Source organism: Streptomyces sichuanensis, assembly GCF_020328095.1.
Taxonomy (GTDB): Bacteria; Actinomycetota; Actinomycetes; order Streptomycetales; family Streptomycetaceae; genus Streptomyces; species Streptomyces cinnamoneus.
Genome location: NZ_JAIXMK010000049.1, coordinates 1 through 15,288, shown reverse-complemented (window position 1 = coordinate 15,288; position 15,288 = coordinate 1). Strand labels below are relative to the sequence as shown.

Annotated in this window: 16 protein-coding genes and 1 tRNA gene; 7 read left to right on the top strand and 10 right to left on the bottom strand. The window is 73.8% G+C overall.

Features of this window, described 5'->3' with window-relative positions:
- Window positions 1–289: 289 nt before the first annotated feature.
- From LE181_RS16225 to LE181_RS16200, 6 genes are all read right to left on the bottom strand, one after another.
- Complete coding sequence (locus LE181_RS16225) at window positions 290–1,522, bottom strand: HD-GYP domain-containing protein (protein ID WP_225661996.1); 1,233 nt, start codon at window positions 1,520–1,522, stop codon at window positions 290–292.
- Complete coding sequence (locus LE181_RS16220; RefSeq protein WP_225661995.1) at window positions 1,519–2,874, bottom strand: HD-GYP domain-containing protein; 1,356 nt, start codon at window positions 2,872–2,874, stop codon at window positions 1,519–1,521. Before LE181_RS16220 ends, LE181_RS16225 begins: the two co-directional genes overlap by 4 nt.
- 134 nt (window positions 2,875–3,008) lie before the next feature.
- Window positions 3,009–3,332, bottom strand: coding sequence for a mycothiol system anti-sigma-R factor (gene rsrA / locus LE181_RS16215; protein WP_190111454.1), 324 nt, complete (start codon window positions 3,330–3,332; stop codon window positions 3,009–3,011).
- Window positions 3,329–4,015 carry a sigma-70 family RNA polymerase sigma factor gene (locus LE181_RS16210; protein WP_225661994.1) on the bottom strand — a complete coding sequence of 229 codons (687 nt, stop codon included), beginning with the start codon at window positions 4,013–4,015 and terminating at the stop codon, window positions 3,329–3,331. The genes rsrA and LE181_RS16210 overlap by 4 nt, the downstream gene beginning before the upstream one ends.
- A 262-nt stretch (window positions 4,016–4,277) precedes the next feature.
- A complete protein-coding gene (locus LE181_RS16205; protein ID WP_225661993.1) occupies window positions 4,278–4,919 on the bottom strand; it encodes an alpha/beta hydrolase family protein in 642 nt (213 codons plus the stop codon).
- Between the two features lie 115 nt (window positions 4,920–5,034).
- Window positions 5,035–5,862, bottom strand: a complete 828-nt coding sequence (locus LE181_RS16200; protein WP_225661992.1) for an SOS response-associated peptidase — start codon at window positions 5,860–5,862, stop codon at window positions 5,035–5,037.
- A 41-nt stretch (window positions 5,863–5,903) separates the two neighbouring features.
- On the opposite strand from LE181_RS16200, the gene LE181_RS16195 reads away from it, so the two are divergent.
- The 4 genes from LE181_RS16195 (at window position 5,904) to LE181_RS16180 (ending at window position 9,482) form a co-directional block, all read left to right on the top strand.
- Entirely contained in the window at window positions 5,904–6,620 is a 717-nt protein-coding gene (locus LE181_RS16195) for a M50 family metallopeptidase (protein WP_225661991.1), read from the top strand.
- A 60-nt stretch (window positions 6,621–6,680) separates the two neighbouring features.
- Window positions 6,681–8,051, top strand: coding sequence for a 3-phosphoshikimate 1-carboxyvinyltransferase (aroA, locus tag LE181_RS16190; RefSeq protein ID WP_225661990.1), 1,371 nt, complete (start codon window positions 6,681–6,683; stop codon window positions 8,049–8,051).
- Between the two features lie 17 nt (window positions 8,052–8,068).
- Complete coding sequence (gene rsgA, locus LE181_RS16185; RefSeq protein WP_225661989.1) at window positions 8,069–9,073, top strand: ribosome small subunit-dependent GTPase A; 1,005 nt, start codon at window positions 8,069–8,071, stop codon at window positions 9,071–9,073.
- Window positions 9,074–9,158: 85 nt separating this feature from the next.
- Window positions 9,159–9,482, top strand: coding sequence for a DMT family transporter (locus LE181_RS16180; protein WP_190111461.1), 324 nt, complete (start codon window positions 9,159–9,161; stop codon window positions 9,480–9,482).
- Window positions 9,483–9,503: 21 nt separating this feature from the next.
- Here LE181_RS16180 and LE181_RS16175 read toward each other — a convergent pair whose 3' ends face one another.
- Window positions 9,504–10,130 (bottom strand): TetR/AcrR family transcriptional regulator, encoded by a 627-nt coding sequence (locus tag LE181_RS16175; RefSeq protein ID WP_225661988.1) that lies wholly within the window; start codon window positions 10,128–10,130, stop codon window positions 9,504–9,506.
- Between the two features lie 141 nt (window positions 10,131–10,271).
- On the opposite strand from LE181_RS16175, the gene hisN reads away from it, so the two are divergent.
- Together hisN and LE181_RS16165 are read left to right on the top strand one after the other, a co-directional pair.
- A complete protein-coding gene (gene hisN / locus LE181_RS16170; protein WP_190111463.1) occupies window positions 10,272–11,066 on the top strand; it encodes a histidinol-phosphatase in 795 nt (264 codons plus the stop codon).
- Window positions 11,067–11,261: 195 nt separating this feature from the next.
- Window positions 11,262–11,663: a CBS domain-containing protein gene (locus tag LE181_RS16165; protein WP_225661987.1), complete on the top strand. Its 402-nt coding sequence runs from the start codon at window positions 11,262–11,264 to the stop codon at window positions 11,661–11,663.
- An 82-nt stretch (window positions 11,664–11,745) separates the two neighbouring features.
- Here the strand turns inward: LE181_RS16165 and LE181_RS16160 are convergent, their stop codons facing one another.
- Complete coding sequence (locus tag LE181_RS16160) at window positions 11,746–13,239, bottom strand: catalase (protein WP_372458383.1); 1,494 nt, start codon at window positions 13,237–13,239, stop codon at window positions 11,746–11,748.
- Between the two features lie 161 nt (window positions 13,240–13,400).
- On the opposite strand from LE181_RS16160, the gene LE181_RS16155 reads away from it, so the two are divergent.
- Window positions 13,401–13,817, top strand: coding sequence for a Fur family transcriptional regulator (locus LE181_RS16155; RefSeq protein WP_225661985.1), 417 nt, complete (start codon window positions 13,401–13,403; stop codon window positions 13,815–13,817).
- A gap of 80 nt (window positions 13,818–13,897) precedes the next feature.
- On the opposite strand, the gene LE181_RS16150 is transcribed toward LE181_RS16155, so the two are convergent.
- Together LE181_RS16150 and LE181_RS16145 are read right to left on the bottom strand one after the other, a co-directional pair.
- A tRNA-Met gene (locus tag LE181_RS16150) sits at window positions 13,898–13,971 on the bottom strand.
- A 101-nt stretch (window positions 13,972–14,072) separates the two neighbouring features.
- Window positions 14,073–15,288, bottom strand: a 1,216-nt coding sequence (locus tag LE181_RS16145; RefSeq protein WP_225661984.1) for a tetratricopeptide repeat protein, incomplete at its 5' end; no start/stop codon positions are given.

The window sequence follows — 15,288 nt, the reverse complement described above, 5'->3', positions numbered from 1 at the left end:
ATTCCCGCCTGCCGGTTTCTGCGTGCGACCACGCCGGATGGACCGGGTGACGGCCGCCGTCCGCGCGGACGGCGCCCCACCACTCCTCGACTCCGGGGAGCGGTGCCCACCACACCTCCTTGCCGAAGCGAGCGCGCACGACACCCCCCGTTTTCCGCATTCTCGCCATTCTCTGCGTCTCTTCGCATCCAACCATGCCCCTTCGGACGCCCGCTCATTACCCGTGGGTTCGGCGGGCCAGTCCCCCTTCGCCCGGTTTTCTCCGGGGGCTTTCGGGTGCTGCAGGGCGCTACGGGGGCGGAGGGGCGGGACGGCCGCGCGCGAGCACCGTGGCGAGCGCCTCCACCACCCGGGGCTCGTGGTCGTACGCGGTCGCCAGGCGCAGCCGCTCCAGCGCGCGCAGGGGGCCGCACGCCGGGTCGCCGGCGAGATCGTCGTAGGCGTTGACCGTGCGCACGATGCGGGCGGTGAGCGGCTGGTCGCGGTACGGGTCCGCCTGCCGCTCGACCACCAGGGCGACCTCCGGGGCCACGCCGGTCTGGCGCACCACGGCGCCGCCCAGCAGGGCGATGCGGCGGCGCTGTTCGGCGGGCAGCGGCTCGGTCGCGCCGGCGGGCACGGGGTCGAGGAGGGAGAGCTGGCCGATGTCGTGCATCAGGGCCGCGTACTCCACGACGGTGAGGTCGGCGCCGGACAGGCCGAGCTCCCGGCCGACCGCCCGGCTGAGGGCGGCCACCCGGCGGGCGTGCCCGGCGGGGGTGTAGCCGGCGATCTCGGTGGTGCGGGCGAGGGAGGCGATGGTCTGGCGGCGGGTGGCCCGTACGGCCTCGTAGCGGTGGATGGAGAGCTGGGTGACGAGCAGGGGCAGGCAGAAGACCGGCAGCGCCCACAGGCCCGCGGCGGCCACGGCCAGGGCCATCACCGCGCCGGTGGCCCCGATCGCCGAGCCGACGCCGGGCAGGGTGCGCAGTTCCTCGCGCAGGGCGGCCCCGTAACCGCCGCCGTGGCGGGCGTGGGTGAGGGCGGCGGCAAGGACGGCGTCGCACAGGGCGGTGAGGGCGAGGAGGAGGAGCAGGAAGACCGCGTAGCAGGGGCTGTGGGCGGGCCAGCGGCCGAGGGCTCCGACGGTGTGCAGTGGCTGGAAGCAGACGGCGGCGAAGCCGGCGCCCAGGATGCGGCGGGCGAGCCGGTCCGGTGCGGGGGGCCGGCCCAGGGCGCCGGCCAGGGTGGCGCCGAGGACGACGGCGACGACCTGCGGCGCCCCGTGCGAGGTGGGCTCGCCGCCGACCTCGCCGAGCAGGGCGTAGGCGAGGGTGCCCGCGGAGCCGAGGGGCGCGGTCTCCCGGCCCCCGCCCGAGGGACGGGGCCGGCGCCGTGCGGCCTCGCCCAGGGCGATGAGCGTCCCGTAGGCCAGGGCGACGTGGGGCTGCTCGACGCCGCGCCAGGCGGTCCAGGCCAGGGCGGCGACGGCCGCCGCGCCGGCGACGGCGTACACGCCCCGCACGAGGGGCTCGCGGGTCATCCGCGGCCGCCCGGTCGTGCCTCGCCGGAGGCGGGCGAACCCGTGGAACAGTGATCAAGAGGGACGTTTCGGCTGGGGGTCGTACGGCCCGGCGGGCGCAGCGGGGAGAGCTCCGCCGCGCTCTCCGCGGGGCGCCAGCCGTGGCGGTCGAGCGCCCGGGAGAGCGCGGCCACCATCCGGGGGTCGAACTGGGATCCGGAGCAGCGCTGCAGCTCGGCCAGGGCGACGGGGACGGGGCGGGCGCGGCTGTAGCTGCGGGTGGAGGTCATGGCGTCGAAGGCGTCGGCGACGGCCACGACCCTGGCCGATTCGGGGATCTGACGTCCTGCCAGTCCGTAGGGGTAGCCGCTGCCGTCCAGGCGCTCGTGGTGGTGGAGGATCGCGGCGCGCGCCTCGTCGAGGAAGCCGATGCCGCGGACCATCTCGTGGCCGTACTCGGGGTGGAGCTCGATGGCGCGGCGCTCCTCGGGGGTGAGGGGCCCGTCCTTGCGCAGCACGCGGGTGGGGACGCCGAGCTTGCCGACGTCGTGCAGGGTGCCGGCGAAGCGGAGCGCTTCGAGGCGGTCGCCGCTGATGCCCAGCTCCCGGGCGATCAGCACGGAGGCGCGGCCGACGCGCTCGCTGTGGCCGCGGGTGTAGTGGTCCTTGAGGTCGACGGCCTGGACGAGCGCCCGGACGGTGGCCTGGTGCGCGGCGCGCTCGCGGCGGCAGCGGTCGAGGACCCAGGCGGTGACGGCCATGGGCAGCAGCACCAGCAGCGCGGCGGCGCGGCCGTGGGGGCCGTGCCACAGGACGGCGGTCAGCAGGGCGGTGGGGCCGTGGGCCAGGGGCGGCAGCAGCACCTCCGGCAGCGGGCGGCGCCAGGCGGTGCGCGGGGAGCGGCCCTCGGCGGTGACGAGCACGCCGCCGTCGAGCGCGGCGACGACCAGGGCGAGGACCAGCGCCGCGGCGAGGGCGGGAAGGACGGCGCGGGGGAAGACCGGCCCCGCGAGGACGCGCGGGGCGCCCAGCCCGTAGACGTACGAGGCGGCACCGGCGGCGAGGGAGAACTGCGCGGCGTGCCACAGCCGCCGCACCCCCGCCGGCTCCCGGCCGGGCCGGCCGGCGAGCCCGCCCGCCGCCGCGACCAGCGCGGCGGCGCCCGGCGGCAGCAGGAACGCTCCGGCGAGCAGCACCGGCACCGTCAGGGGACAGCGTGGCAGCCGCTCGCAGGCCGCGCAGACGCCGGCGAGGAGCACGACCGTGCCCCAGGGCACGGTGGTCGCCTCCCGCAGCGCGGGCACGGCGCACACCGCGGCGGCGAGTACGGCGCACGTGACGTACACGCGTGCCGCCGCCGGAAGTGCCCACATGGCGCGTCCTCCCCGACCCTCGACATGGCGTCTGGATGGGGAGAATAGGCTCAGCAGCCGCCGGAGAACGAGGCTCCGGGTATTGCACCGTCCGTTCGGGTGACGTTCCCCGTTACGGTGGTTTGGATCAGTGGTCAGTCCTGTTGCGCGGCGGCCTCCGCCGCCTTCGCCTCGGCCACCAGGTCCTGGTCGGGCACCGACTGCCCGGACCGGATGAGCTCGATGCGGCCCATGACCTTCGAGCGGAGGTCGGCCGGCACGTCGTCGTGACCGCAGCAGCGCTTGACGAGCTTCTTCACCGCCTGCTCCAGCCCGTACTTCTCCAGGCACGGGGAGCACTCGTCGATGTGCACCTCGAACTCGGCGCACTTGCCGTCGGGCATCTCGTGATCGAGGAACTCGTAGAGATGGTCGAGGACTTCAGAGCAGTCCGTCTCGTGCGGGTCTCCGCAGCTCATGAGTCCGAGCCTTTCCGATTGTGCGACTCGTCGGAACCGTTCGACGCGGGGGCGGCCCCGGCCGGGACCAGACCGCGCTCGCGGGCGTAGTCCTCCAGCAGTCCGCGCAGCTGACGACGGCCCCGGTGCAGCCGGGACATCACCGTGCCGATGGGCGTACCCATGATGTCCGCGATCTCCTTGTAGGCAAAGCCCTCGACGTCCGCGAGGTAGACCGCTATGCGGAACTCCTCGGGAATGGCCTGGAGGGCCTCCTTGACGTCGGAGTCGGGAAGGTGGTCGAGCGCCTGGGACTCTGCGGAGCGCAGACCCGTCGACATGTGCGACTCGGCGCGGGCGAGCTGCCAGTCCTCGATCTCCTCGGACGCGCTGCGCAGCGGCTCCCGCTGCTTCTTGCGGTACGAGTTGATGAAGGTGTTGGTCAGGATGCGGTACAGCCACGCCTTGAGGTTCGTGCCGTCCCGGAACTGGTGGAAGGACGCGTATGCCTTGGCGTACGTCTCCTGCACCAGGTCCTCGGCGTCGGCTGCGTTGCGCGTCATGCGCAGGGCGGCCGAGTACATCTGGTCGAGGAAGGTCAGGGCGTCGCGCTCGAAGCGCGCGTTGCGCTCCGCCGTCGTCTCGGCGGGCTCCCGCTTGCGGTTGTCGTCGGCCCCCGCGTCGGTCCCGGTAACCGGACCCACCTCCTCCAACACCACGGCGGCGCCCGGACCGGACCCGCTCGAATCGGAGAATAGACGACGTTCCGGTGCGCTCGCCGCTCCGGCCAGGGCCGACTGGGCCACACCCATGACCGCCCAACCGCGATCGGCCGAGTGCGGGCGGGACGGGCATGCGATCGAACCCATGCGGGGAGCTCCCATTCCTTCGTCTGTGCCGGTACATGACTACAGAGGGCACAACAGCAGCACCTCGTGGATCATTCCCGGCCGAACGGAAGTCGTTCTAGATCGACTTCAGCCAGGTCCGGACCGCGTAGGTGATCACTGCCAGCGCCTCCTCCTGGGTGACGTCCGCCTTCTTCGGCACCGCGAAGCCGTGGTCGGCGTGCGGCACCGCGACGGGTTCGGTGCCGGGCGGGAACTCCTCGGGGCGGCCGAACGGGTCGCGGGCGCCCTGCACCACGAGGGTGGGCAGGCCCGCGCCGGTCAGCTCGTCGGCCCGGGACTTCTCCGGCTTGCCCGGCGGGTGCAGCGGGAAGCTCAGCGCGAGCACGCCGGCCGCCCCGAGCTCCGCCGCCGTCCGGCAGGCCACCCGGGCCCCCGCGCTGCGTCCGCCCGCGACGACGGGCAGCCCGGGCGCCGCGAGCGCCGGCCACAGGGCGCGCCACGCCTCGTCCAGGGTCCGGGGTGCCGGGGCCACCCGCTTCCCGGCGACCCGCCACGGCTGTTCGACGAGCGCGACGCTCACCCCCGTCAGCGGCAGGTCGGCGGCCAGCGCCCGCAGGTCGCGCGCCTCCACCCCGCCGCCCGCGCCGTGCCCCAGGGCCAGCACGAGGCGGGCGCCGGGCGACAGGTACCAGTGGATGCGGGCGTCCCCGGCGGGGGTGGGCACGTCCTGCACGGTCTCCGCGATCTTTGTCGTCACCCGGCCCATCCTGCCGTGCGCGCGGACGGACGGCCGTCATACGGGGCCGCCGGCCGGGCCCGGTCGCGCGGGGCCCGTTCCCGCGCGTTCGTACAGGCCCGCCGTGCGGGCCCCGTCAGAAGAGCGTCGCCTCCTCCGGCGCCGCCAGTTCCGTCAGCAGTTCGGGCCCGTTGTTGCGCACGTCGCTGACCGCCGTGGCGACCGGGTACGCCCGGACGAGTCCCGAGGGCGGGGGCGCCAGCAGCTCCCGCAGCCGGGCCGGGTCCGTGCACGCCGGGTCCAGCCAGGCCGACCACTTCTCCGGGGGCAGGACCAGCGGCATCCGCGGGTGGATCTCCGCCAGTGACCGGGGGCCGTCGTCCCCGCCGGCCTCCTCCGCCCCGGCGAACGGCCCGGGATCCGCCTCGGTGGTGAGCACCGAGCACGTGGCCCACCAGGCCAGCGGATGGTCCGGCGGCAGCACCGGGTCGCGCCAGAACTCGTACACCCCGGCCAGCGCCATCACCGACCCGTCGGCCGGCGTGACGAAGTAGGGCTGCTTACGGCTCCGCTTGCGGCGGCCCTTCTCCTCCAGCTCCCGCTCCTGCGCCCCCGTGACCCACTCGTAGTAGCCGTCCGCCGGGAGCAGGCAGCGCCGCGCCTCGAAGGCCCGGCGGAAGGACGGCTTCTCGTGAACCGTCTCCGCCCGGGCATTGATCATCTTCGCCGCGCCCTCCGGGGACTTCGCCCACGACGGCACCAGTCCCCACCGCAGGACCCGCAGCTGACGAACCGGACGGCGGTCGGCGGCGTCTTTCAAGGGACGTTCGAGCACCGCGTGGACGCTCTTCGTCGGCGCCACGTTCCAGTCCGGAGCAAGCGTCTCCTCCGGTTCCCACTTCTCCACCCCGAAGAGCCCGGCCAGGTCCTCCGGCCTCCGGCTCGCCGCATATCGCCCGCACATGAGTTCCACACTGCCACGAAGACGCAAGGAGCGGCTCACAGATGGACAACAGCACCACCGCCACCGACCTCTGGAACCGCATCTTCGGCACCCAGCCCCACCCCTCGACGTGGCTCGTCGCCGGCACCGCCCTCGTCGCGCTCGCGGCCGTCGGCCCGTACGGCGTCTGGCGGATCACCCGCAACGCCGTCACCATCGCCCACGAGGGCGGCCACGCCCTGATGGCCCTGCTCAGCGGGCGGACCCTGGACGGCATCCGGCTGCACTCCGACACCTCCGGGCTGACCGTCTCGCGCGGCCGGCCGACCGGCCCCGGCATGATCCTCACCGCGGCCGCCGGCTACACCGCCCCCTCCCTGCTGGGCCTCGCGGGCGCCTGGCTGCTGGCCGCCGGGCACATCACCGCCCTGCTGTGGGGCGCCACGGCCCTCCTCGCCGCCATGCTGGTGATGATCCGCAACGCCTACGGCGCCCTGACCGTGGTGCTCGCCGGAGGCGCGTTCGTCGCCGTCTCCTGGCTCACCGGGCCCGCGGTGCAGGCGGCGTTCGCCTACGGCGTCGTGTGGTTCCTGCTCCTGGGCGGCATACGGCCCGCCTTCGAGCTGCAGCGCAAGCGCCGGCACGGCGGCGCCCCGGACTCCGACGCCGACCAGCTCGCCCGGCTGACGAACCTCCCCGCGACGGTGTGGCTGGTGCTCTTCCACATCGTGTCGCTGACCTCCCTGACCGGCGGCGGCCGGTGGCTGTTCGGCCTGTGACGGGCCGGGCCATGCCCTTCGCGGAGCCGACCACCGAGAGAACCTCAGTAAGGTAAGGGCATGACCGAGAGCCCCGCGCACCCCGATCTCTGGCCCGCCCCCCTCGCGACAGGGGCCGTCGACGCGACGGTCACCGTGCCCGGATCGAAGTCGGTCACCAACAGGGCCCTCGTGCTGGCCGCCCTGGCCGCCGAGCCCGGCTGGGTGCGCCGCCCGCTCCGCTCCCGCGACACCGTGCTGATGGCCGAGGCGCTGCGCGCCATGGGCGTCGGCATCGAGGAGACGGTGTCGTCCAGTTCCTCCGTCACGGGCGGCCCGGACACCACGGGCGAGGCGTGGCGCGTCATCCCGGCCCGGCTGCACGGCCCGGCCACCGTCGACGTCGGCAACGCTGGCACCGTCATGCGCTTCCTGCCGCCCGTCGCCGCACTGGCCGACGGCCCCGTCCGCTTCGACGGCGACCCCCGCAGCTACGAGCGTCCCCTGCACGGCGTGATCGACGCGCTGCGCGCGCTGGGCGCCCGCATCGACGACAACGACCGCGGCGCCCTCCCGCTCACCGTGCACGGCGCCGGGGCGCTGGACGGCGGCCCGGTCGAGATCGACGCCTCCTCGTCCTCCCAGTTCGTCAGCGCCCTGCTGCTGTCCGGCCCGCGCTTCAACCAGGGCGTCGAGGTCCGGCACGTCGGCTCCGCCCTGCCGTCGCTGCCCCACATCCGGATGACCGTGGACATGCTGCGGGCGGCCGGCGCCCAGGTCGACACCCCCGAGTCCGGCGGCGAGCCCGACGTCTGGCGGGTCTCCCCCAGCGCCCTCCTCGGCCGCGACCTGGTCGTCGAGCCCGACCTGTCCAACGCCGCGCCCTTCCTGGCCGCGGCCCTGGTCACCGGCGGCAAGGTCACCATCCCCGACTGGCCCGAGCGCACCACCCAGCCGGGCGACGCGCTGCGCGAGATCTTCACCGCCATGGGCGGCCGCTGCGAGCTCACCGACGCCGGCCTGACCTTCACCGGCACCGGCCGCATCACCGGCATCGACGCCGACCTTCACGAGGTCGGCGAGCTGACCCCGGTCATCGCGGCCGTCGCGGCCCTGGCCGAGACCGAGTCCGTCCTGCGCGGCATCGCCCACCTGCGGCTGCACGAGACCGACCGGCTGGCCGCCCTGGCCAAGGAGATCAACGAGCTCGGCGGCGACGTCACCGAGACCGAGGACGGCCTGCGCATCCGCCCGCGCACCCTGCACGGCGGCGTCTTCCACACCTACGAGGACCACCGGCTGGCCACCGCCGCCGCCGTCATCGGCCTCGCCGTCGACGGCGTCCAGGTGGAGAACGTGGCCACCACGGCCAAGACCCTGCCCGACTTCCCGGAGCTGTGGACCGGGATGCTCGGCTCCGTCGCGGGGGCGACGACGGCGCCGAGAAGCTGAGAGACCCTGGAAGCACCATGCGCCGCTACGGCAAGCACACCGACGAGGACGACGTCCGCGTCCGCCCCAACCGCAAGGGCAACCGCCCGCGCACGACCATCCGGCCCAAGCACGAGGACGCCGCCGAGGGCTTCGTGCTGACCGTGGACCGCGGCCGGCTGACCGTCCTCGTCGACGACCGGCCCGTCGTCGCGATGAAGGCCCGCGAGCTCGGCCGCAAGAGCGCCGTCGTCGGCGACCGCGTCGCGGTCGTCGGCGACCTCAGCGGCGCCAAGGACACCCTCGCCCGCATCGTGCGGGTCGAGGAGCGCAGCTCGGTGCTGCGCCGGACGGCCGACGACGACGACCCGTACGAGCGGGTGGTCGTCGCCAACGCCGACCAGCTGGCGATCGTCACCGCGCTCGCCGACCCCGAGCCGCGCCCGCGCCTGATCGACCGCTGCCTGGTCGCGGCGTACGACGCGGGGCTGGAGCCGCTGCTGGTGCTGACCAAGTCGGACCTGGCGTCGGCGGACACGCTCATGGAGTCCTACGGCTCCCTGGGCATCCGCTACGTGGTCACCAGCCGCGAGGAGCTGGCCGAGGGCGCCGCCGCCCGCCGCGTCCGCGAGCAGCTGGAGGGCCGGATCACCGCGTTCGTCGGGCACTCCGGCGTCGGCAAGACCACGCTCGTCAACGCGCTCGTGGAGCGGCAGCGGGCCACCGGCCACGTCAACGCCGTCACCGGGCGCGGCCGGCACACCACCACCTCGGCGCTGGCGCTGCCGCTGCCGGAGGGCACGGGCTGGGTCATCGACACCCCGGGCGTGCGGTCCTTCGGGCTGCACCACGTGGACCCCTCGCGGGTCATCCACGCCTTCCCCGACCTGGAGCCCGGCACGGAGGGCTGCCCGCGCGCGTGCAGCCACGACGAGCAGGACTGCGCGCTGGACCAGTGGGTCGCGGACGGCCACGCCGACCCGCAGCGCCTCTACTCGCTGCGCCGGCTGCTGGCGACCCGGGAGCGGCGCGAAGGCGACTGATCGCCTACGTTTGCGAACGGCCCCGGGCGGCAAGGGCATGAAGAGCGCCGGGGCCGGCGGGCGTCCGCGAACGGGAGGCAATGTGATGGCGTGGCTGCTGGTCGTCGTCGCCGGACTTCTGGAAACCGGCTTCGCCGTCTGTCTCAAGCTCTCGCACGGCTTCACCCGGCTGTGGCCCACGATCGCCTTCGCCTGCTTCGCGCTCGGCAGCTTCGGCCTGCTGACCCTCTCCCTGCGCAAGCTCGACGTCGGGCCGGCCTACGCCGTCTGGACGGGCATCGGCGCGGCCGGCACCGCGATCTACGGCATGGTCTTCCTGGACGACCTGGTCTCCACGCTCAAGCTGGTCTCCATCGCCCTCGTGATCGTCGGGGTCATCGGGCTGCAGCTGTCGGGCTCGGCGCACTGACCCCCGGGTGAGCCCGGCCGCTCACGCCGGCGTGTGGCGCAGCAGTGCGCGCACCAGGCGGGCGACCTCCCGCGCCGCCTCCTCGTCGGTGGCGGCCGGGGCGACGACGTAGGAGAGCGTCAGCCGCACCGCTGCCTCACAGGCCCTCAGCACGCCGTCGCCCGGCCCGTCCTGCGGGGGTACGGAGCTGCCGATGGCGGCCGCCGCGCTGTCGCGTATCCGCTCGGCCAGCAGCCCGGGCGTGGGGCCGCGGAGCGGCCGGCCGTCGCGCGGGGCGCGCGGGGGCGGGACAGGGGGCGCGGCGGCGGGCGGGAGCCGGTCCCCGCGGCAGCCGGTGAGCGCCGCCCGTACGAAGGGGTTGGCGCGCGCCGTGCGCAGGGTCCACAGGGCGGCCGCGGCGCAGCAGTCGCCGGCGTCGCCGGCGGCGGCGGCCTCGGCGAGGGAGCGTTCCGCCCCGGTGAGGAAGGCGTCGGTCTCGCGGCGCACCAGGGCGCGGGCGAGTCCGTCCTTGCTGCCGAATTCGTTGTAGAGGGTCTGCCGGGACACCCCGGCCGCCGCGGCGACGTCGACCATCCGGACCCCGTGCCAGGGCCGGGCGCCGAGCGCTGTGAACGCCGCGTCCAGTAAGAGTTCTCGTGCCGCGGGCATCGTCGCCTCCCCGGCCGTACGGCCGCACGACGGATGTGGCGTTGTGGCCAGGCCACAGGATTGACGCACCGCCAGACGCTGTCAAGGGCGTCGGCAGGTCGCGCCGCGCGTGACCGCGTGGCCGCGGGTAGTGTGCGTGGCATGTCCGACTACCACGATGATCTGCGACTGGCCCACGTCCTGGCCGACGCCGCCGACGCGGCCACCATGGACCGGTTCAAGGCCCTCGACCTGAAGGTCGAGACCAAACCGGACATGACTCCGGTGAGCGAGGCCGACAAGGCCGCCGAGGAGCTGATCCGTGGTCATCTGCACCGCGCCCGGCCCCGCGACGCCGTGCTGGGCGAGGAGTTCGGCAGCGAGGGCATGGGCCCGCGCCGCTGGGTGATCGACCCGATCGACGGTACGAAGAACTACGTGCGCGGGGTTCCGGTGTGGGCCACGCTGATCTCGCTGATGGTGCAGGCCGAGGGCGGCTTCCAGCCCGTGGTCGGCGTGGTGTCGGCGCCGGCGCTGGGGCGCCGCTGGTGGGCGGCGAAGGATTCGGGTGCGTACACCGGCCGGAGCCTGACGTCGGCGTCGCGGCTGCAGGTCTCGCGGGTGGGCCGGATCGACGACGCCTCCTTCGCGTACTCCTCGCTGACGGGCTGGGAGGAGCGCGGGATGCTGCCGGGCTTCCTGGACCTGACGCGCGACTGCTGGCGGACGCGCGGCTACGGGGACTTCTGGCCGTACATGATGGTGGCCGAGGGATCGGTGGACATCTGTGCGGAGCCGGAGCTGTCGCTGTGGGACATGGCGGCGAACGTGGTCATCGTCGAGGAGGCGGGCGGCCGCTTCACCGGTCTGGACGGCCGGCCGGGTCCGCACAGCGGGAACGCCGCCGCGTCCAACGGGCTGCTGCACGACGAGCTGTTGAGCTATCTACGGCAGTAACGGCCTTAAACCTACCAGGCCGTCGTAAAAATTCGGCAAAATCCAGCCCTCCCCAGACCTTGTTCCGTCCGGCACGGCATGCCACGCTGACAGTCCCGACGCTTGTGAACTTGTGAACCCCCGGCGTTCCGCCCTGGGGTGGAGTTCATTCTTCCGGGACTGTTCCGCAGTCCACCAAGGAGGTGGCTTACGGCCATGCTCGTCCGCGACGCCATGAGCACGGTGGTCCTCACCATCGGCCCGGCACACACCCTCCGGCAGGCCGCACGGCTGATGTCCGCGCGCAGGGTCGGTGCGGCGGTCGTCCTCGACCCCGACACCTGCGGGCTCGGCATCCTCACCGAGCGCGACATACTCAACGCGGTCGGGGCGGGGCAGGACCCCGACCGCGAGACCGCCCACGGCCACACCACCACGGACGTGGTCTTCGCCGCCCCCGAGTGGACCCTGGAGGAGGCCGCCGCGGCCATGTCGCGCGGCGAGTTCCGGCATCTGGTCGTCCTCGACGAGCACGAGCCCGTGGGCGTGGTGTCGGTGCGCGACATCATCCGCTGCTGGCTGCCGGCCCGGGAGCGGGCGGGCGCCGTTCCCGTGTGAGAACGGCCCGGACAGGCCGGAGAGGCCGGAGCCCCATGGCGTCCGGCCTCTCCGGTTCGTACGGCAAGCGTCCAGTGGCCGATCAGCCGCGCAGGGCCTGGACCGCGGCGTCGAGCCGCTTGCCGTAGTCGGGGTCCGCCTGGCGGAAGTTGGCCACGGCCCGCTCGACGATGTCGTCGCGCGAGACCTTGGCGATGAAGCCCGCCAGGTTGGCGATCAGACGCTCCTTCTCCTCCTCCGACATCAGCCGGTAGAGGTTGCCCGCCTGGACGAAGTCGTTGTCCTCGGCGTGCGAGGGCGCCTCGGTGTTGCCCGTCATCCCGGTCACCGGGAGCGGCTGCCACAGCGGGCGGCCGGTCTCGACGGGGCCGCCGAAGCTGTTGGGCTCGTAGTTCTTGGCGCGGCCGTGGCGGCCGTCGTAGGCGTGGCCGTCACGGTTGTTCGTACGGGCCACGGTGGCGTGCGGGCGGTTCACCGGCAGGTGGTCGGCGTTGATGCCGACGCGGTAGCGGTGGGCGTCGCCGTAGGCGAACAGCCGGCCCTGCAGCATCTTGTCGGGGGACGGGCCGATGCCCGGCACAAAGTGCGCCGGCGAGAAGATGGCCTGCTCGACCTCGGCGAAGATGTTGTCGGGGTTGCGGTTGAGCTCCAGCTTGCCGATCTCGATCGGCGGGTAGTCCTCGTGCGGCCACACCTTGGTGAGGTCGAACGGGTTGAAGCGGTAGTTCGCCGCCTCGTCCGCCGGCATGATCTGCACCTGCACGGTCCAGCTCGGGAAGTCGCCGCGCTCGATGGCCTCGCGCAGGTCGCGCTGGTGACTGTCCGGGTCCATGCCCGAGACCTGCACGGCCTCGTCGACCGTGAGGTTCTTGATGCCCTGGTCGGTCTTGAAGTGGTACTTGACCCAGAAGACCTCGCCGGCCTCGTTGTTCCACTGGTAGGTGTGGGAGCCGTAGCCGTTCATGTGGCGGTACGAGGCCGGGATGCCGCGGTCGCCGAAGAGCCAGGTCACCTGGTGGGTGGCCTCGGGCGACAGGCCCCAGAAGTCCCAGACGTTGTCCGCCTCCTGCGAACCGGTGTACGGGTCGCGCTTCTGGGTGTGGATGAAGTCGGGGAACTTGATGGCGTCCTTGATGAAGAACACCGGGGTGTTGTTGCCGACGAGGTCGTAGTTGCCCTCTTCGGTGTAGAACTTCAGCGCGAAGCCGCGGGGGTCGCGCACGGCGTCCGCCGAGCCGAGGTTGCCGGCGACGGTGGAGAAGCGCAGGAACGTCTCCGTCTGCTTGCCGACCTCGGAGAGGAACGCCGCCCGGGTCCAGCGGCTGACGTCCGCGGTCACCGTGAAGGTGCCGTAGGCGCCGGCGCCGCGGGCGTGCACGATGCGCTCCGGGATGCGCTCGCGGTTGAAGTGCGCGAGCTTCTCCAGCAGCAGCTGGTCCTGCACGAGGACGGGGCCGCCCAGACCCGCGGTCTCGCTGTTCTGGTTGTCCGCGACCGGAGCACCGGACTCCGTGGTCAGCGGGCCCGCCGCCGTTGCCGCCTGGCCGTTCGTCGTCACGTACGCCTCCGTCGTCAGATCCGTCTTCGTGGCCCGAGGCGCAGATTCCGCGTCTCGAACCGGTTTCGATCCTACATTGGACTTTGTCTAAGTCAAGATGAGTGAGTCATCGATATCGATTCCATGGATGGACAAGGGCCGCTGCTACGCTGGTCCTATCTGACTGATAGGTGAATGGCATGAGTGACCTGCTGGAACGGCTCCGCGGCCGGGGCTGGCGACTGACCGCGCAGCGGCGCGTCGTCGCCGAAGTCCTGGACGGCGACCACGTCCACTACACCGCCGACGAGGTGCACGCGAAGGCGGCCGACCTGCTGCCCGAGATCTCGCGCGCGACGGTGTACAACACCCTCGGGGAGCTCGTCTCGCTGGGCGAGGTCCTGGAGGTGAGCACGGACGGGCGCGCCAAGCGCTACGACCCCAACGCGCACCACGCGCACCAGCACCTGGTGTGCTCGCGGTGCGGCACGATCCGCGACGTGCACCCCGCGGGCGATCTCCTGGCCGGGCTCCCCGCCGAGGAGCGCTTCGGCTTCCAGGTCTCGGCGGTCGAGGTCACCTACCGCGGGATCTGCCCCAGCTGCAGCACGGCGTGAGCCCTGGCCGCCAGGCTGCGGCGACACCGCAGACGTACGACAAAGGCCCGGATCCTGAAGGATCCGGGCCTTGTGCAGAGTAGCGGGGACAGGATTTGAACCTGCGACCTCTGGGTTATGAGCCCAGCGAGCTACCGAGCTGCTCCACCCCGCGTCGGTGACACCACCCTAACCCGTCCGTGACCCCAGGGGCAAATCCCTTTACACGGCCGCTTACGCCGGGCCCCTCCGGCCGCCCGCAGGCCCGTGCCGCGGCTACGCGCTGAGCTCCTGCTGCAGTGCGTCCCGCAGCCGGGCCGCCCGCTCGGCGACCTCCGGCGGGCCCAGCTCGACCGCCCGTGCGCACCACATCTGGCCCTCGGCCAGGCCGCCGCGGCGCGCGGCGAGCAGGGCGAGCCGCAGCGCGGCGCGGCCGTGCCCGGCCTCGGCGGCCCGGGCCCACCACATCGCGGCCTCCGGCTCGCTGCCCTCGCGGGCGAGCAGCAGGCCGAGGTTGAAGGCGCCGTTGCGGCTGCCGGCCTCGGCGGCCTCGCGGTACCAGTGGGCCGCGGCGGCCAGGTCGCCGCGCTCGGCGACCAGCATCCCCAGGCGCACCTGGGCACGCCGGTGGCCGTGGCGGGCGGCCCGTTCGTACCACTCCTCGCACTCGAAGCGGGTGTCCTCGTCGCGGTCGAGCAGCGCGCCCAGCCGGAAGGCGGCCTCGGGGCTGCCACCGCGCACGGCGACCCGCAGGTGGCGCTCGGCCGCCTCCACGTCGTCGGCCCCGCCGTCGCGCAGCAGCACCATGGCGACCTGCAGCGCCGCGTCGGTGTGCCCGGCGACGGCGGCGCGCTCGTACCACTGGAAGGCCAGCTGCTCCTCGCCGCGCTCGGCGTAGAGGATGCCCAGGTTGAAGGCGGCGTCCACGCTGCCGGCCTCGGCGGCCTTGGAGAACCACGGCTCGGCGCCCGCGGAGTCGCCGCCCTGGAGGAGGAGCACGGCCAGCGCGTTCGCGGCCTCCCGGTGGCCCGCGTAGGCGGCCCGGCGGTACCACTGCTCGGCCTGGGCGGTGCGGCCTTGTTCGGCGCAGAGCAGGGCGAGGTTGTACGCGCCGTTGACGTCGCCGGCGTCCAGGGCGGTGCGGTACCAGCGCTCGGCCTGCTGGGGTTCTCCGCGGTCGGCGTGCAGGGCGCCCAGGGCGTTGGCGGCGTTGCCGTCGCCCTCCTGGGCGGCGCGGCGCCACCAGACGGCCGCGCTGTCGCTGTCGCCCGCGTCGCGCAGCAGGAAGCCGAGGGCGCAGGCCGCGCGCGGCTCGCCGTCCTTGGCGGAGGTCAGGTACCAGCGGGCGGCCTCCTGCGTCTCCCCGCGCCCCTCCAGCAGGGTGCCCAGGTGCAGGGCGGCGCGCCGGTGGCCGCGGGCGGCGGCCTGGCGGTACCACTGCTCGGCCTCGCCGGCCGGGCCGTCCTGGCGGCGGCCGCCCGCGGCGGCGGCG